The 2,796-nt window shown below is 70.9% G+C and carries 2 protein-coding genes; one reads left to right on the top strand and one right to left on the bottom strand.

The features are described from left to right. Positions 1-18: 18 nt before the first annotated feature. Positions 19-1,332: a DUF6716 putative glycosyltransferase gene (locus tag U9R90_RS35190; RefSeq protein ID WP_411061482.1), complete on the bottom strand. Its 1,314-nt coding sequence runs from the start codon at positions 1,330-1,332 to the stop codon at positions 19-21. Positions 1,333-1,629: 297 nt separating this feature from the next. Here U9R90_RS35190 and U9R90_RS35195 point away from each other — a divergent pair, with 297 nt between their 5' ends. Then, positions 1,630-2,781, top strand: a complete 1,152-nt coding sequence (locus U9R90_RS35195; protein WP_411061483.1) for an acyltransferase family protein — start codon at positions 1,630-1,632, stop codon at positions 2,779-2,781. Positions 2,782-2,796 lie beyond the last annotated feature (15 nt).

The following is a 2,796-nucleotide window of genomic DNA, read 5'->3' on the forward strand; positions in this document are numbered from 1 at the left end:
GCAGGGGGGCTGGGGAGGTCACAGCTTCCCCAGGCGGCGCAGGGCGGGGGCCACGCGCTGGGCGCCGTAGCGGTAGGCGCCGCGCGCCGCGCCCCGGGTGACCTTGCGCATGGTGTGCCGGATGCCCCTGGCGGCGACGGGCTCGGGGGCCTCGGGCAGCGGGGTGCCGTCCGGTGCGAGGCGGTGCCTGGCGAGCAGCGGCGGCAGGTAGCCAGGCGCGGTGACCTGGTTGTAGTACGGGGCGACGGGCGGCAGTTCGGGGGCCTCGCCGAGTTCCGCGATGCGCTTGCGGGCCGCGTCGAAGCAGCTCTCGTACTCGCCGTCGGCCGCGACGCCCTGCACCGCGACCCAGTCCGGGTCGGGCTCGGGGATATGGCCCTGGTCCAGCTGGTCCCAGGACGCCAGGCAGCCGGAGCCGATGAAGTGGTGGTTGCCGAGCCGCTCGCGTACGCCCAGGTCGGTGAGGATGGCGGTCGGGATGCGGCGGTGCAGGGACTCCAGGGCGGCCGTGGAGCTGACCGTTACCAGGAGCGAGGTGCGGTCGAGTACCTCGCCCATGTTCCCGTAGACCAGACGGCAGTTGTCCGGCAGGCCCACGTCGTCGGCCAGCCGTTGGTACGGGAGGTTCTCCACGTGGGTGGTGTGCTCACCCGGCAGCGAGCGCAGCTTGATGAGGACCTCGCGGTCCGGGTGCATCCGTGCGTGGTCCGCCATGCGGTTGAGCAGGTACAGCCGGTCGGTACGGGTCTTCGGTACGGACGGCTGGACCGCGAAGGTGACCGTGTACGGCTCATGGTCCTGGTGGTCGGCGCCGCCGAGGAACGGCAGCGCGGCCTCCACGACGCTGCTCGAGTCGGCGCCGACCCCCTCGTACACGGCGCGGAAACGCTCCGCGTCCTGGCGGGAGTTGGCGAGCACGATGTCCGCGCCGTGCCGCAGCAGCAGGCCGTCGGCGAGTTTCTCGTAGACGACGCCGACATAGCCGGTGACGAGTACGGGGCGTCTCCTGCGCCCCTGCCAGACCTTGGCGAGGCCGTGCAGCATCGCCTGCACACCGCCGCCGACGAGCGCGAGCACGACCACGTCGTACTGCTCGGGGTCCCGCTCCATGTCGCTGAGGAACTCGGCCGACGTGAGCTCGCGCAGGCTGTCCGCCTGGACGCCGACCTCCTCCAGCTGACGCGCGGTGGGCGTGGCCCGGCCCCGGAGCAGCAGGCCGTCGAGCCGGCCGTCCGGAGCGATCCGGTGCGCGGTGAGCGCCCCCCACTTCCAACGCGTGTCGGAATCGGCGAGTACGGCGACGCGCTGCGTTCGTTCATTGCTTTCTGGCACGTCGAAGAAGCTAGAAAGGAATTCGCGTTGCTGGCCCAACGCCGGTTCAACAAAGGGTTAACAGCACCCCGACAATTACCCAACCAGCCTGGCTTGCCTCGGAGTTAACCGGCAGTCCATAGAGCGTTCACAAGACATCTCTTCGCGGGTCAGTGCGAATGCCGGTCGGCCGCCTATCGTCGCTGCAATGAAGCACTTCGTCATACTGTCGTTCCCTTCCGACTCCCTGCGCAGCTGCCCGAGAAACAGCCGGCGATACGTCGAACGGGCGCCGTTCGGATGACGCGCGCCACCGGCATGACACTCCCGAAGCCCTCACCGGGAGTGGGCTCTTCCGCTACACCGGGGACGCGACGCCAGAGCACCGCGCCCGCGCCCCGGCTGCGCGCCCTGGACGCGCTGCGGCTGCTGGCCGCGCTGATGGTCGCCGGCTTCCACTACGGCGGCCGCGACGGCGATGTGGCCGTCGCCTGGGGCACCTCGACCCAGGTCCAGTTCCCCACCGCGCACGGCTGGTTGGCCTTCGGCAACCTGGGTGTGCAGATCTTCTTCGTGATCAGCGGCTTCGTCATCTGTATGAGCGGCTGGGGCAGGCCGATGCGCGCCTTCTTCGCCTCCCGCGCCGCGCGGCTGCTGCCGTCGTACTGGGCGGCGGTCATCCTGGTCACCGTGGTGTTCGCGCTGCCCCCGGTGGCGTACGAGGCGGTCTCGGCCAGCGACGCGCTGCTGAACCTGACGCTGCTGCAGCAGCCGCTGGGCGCCGACCGGGTGCTCGGGGTGTGCTGGACGCTCTGGGTGGAGCTGCGCTTCTACGCCCTGTTCGCGCTCTGCGTCATCCTGCCGGGCGCCAACCGGCAGCGGATCGTGCTGTTCTGCGCGGTGTGGACGCTGGCCGCCGCGATCACCGAGCAGGCGGACAACGAGCTGCTGCGGCTGGTACTGGTGCCGCAGCACGCGCCGTTCTTCATCGGTGGCATCGGGCTCTACCTGGTGTACCGCAACCGGCGGGACGCCACGGCCTGGGGCATCGTGGCGGTCAGCTGGCTGATCGGCCAGCACTATGCGGTGGACCGGCTACGGGACGGGGCCGAGGCCGCGGCCTACCCGCCGCACCCGTCGCTGGTGGCCATCGCGATCGTCACGGCCGGTTTCGCGGCCGTCGCGGCGATCGCGCTGGGCGCGCTGTCCTGGGCGAACTGGCGCTGGCTCACCACCGCGGGCGCTCTGACCTACCCCTTCTACCTGGTGCACGAGCACCTGGGCTGGGTGGCGATCGGTCTGCTGCACCGGGGGCTCGGGCTTCCGTCGTACGTGACGTTCGCGGTGACGGTGGTGTTGATGCTGGCCGTCGCCTGGGCGCTGCACCGCGGCGTGGAACGCCGCCTTACGCCGCTGCTGCGGGCGCGGCTGACGTCCGATGCTTCTCCCCCACCCCGCCCCTTCCCGTAACTGGGGCTCCGCCCC

This window comes from Streptomyces sp. E11-3 (assembly GCF_046540415.1).
Classification (GTDB): domain Bacteria; phylum Actinomycetota; class Actinomycetes; order Streptomycetales; family Streptomycetaceae; genus Streptomyces.

Coding starts and splice junctions, on each gene's coding strand:
- U9R90_RS35195 (WP_411061483.1), top strand. CDS start 1,630: ATGACACTCCCGAAGCCCTCACCGGGAGTGGGCTCTTCCGCTACACCG.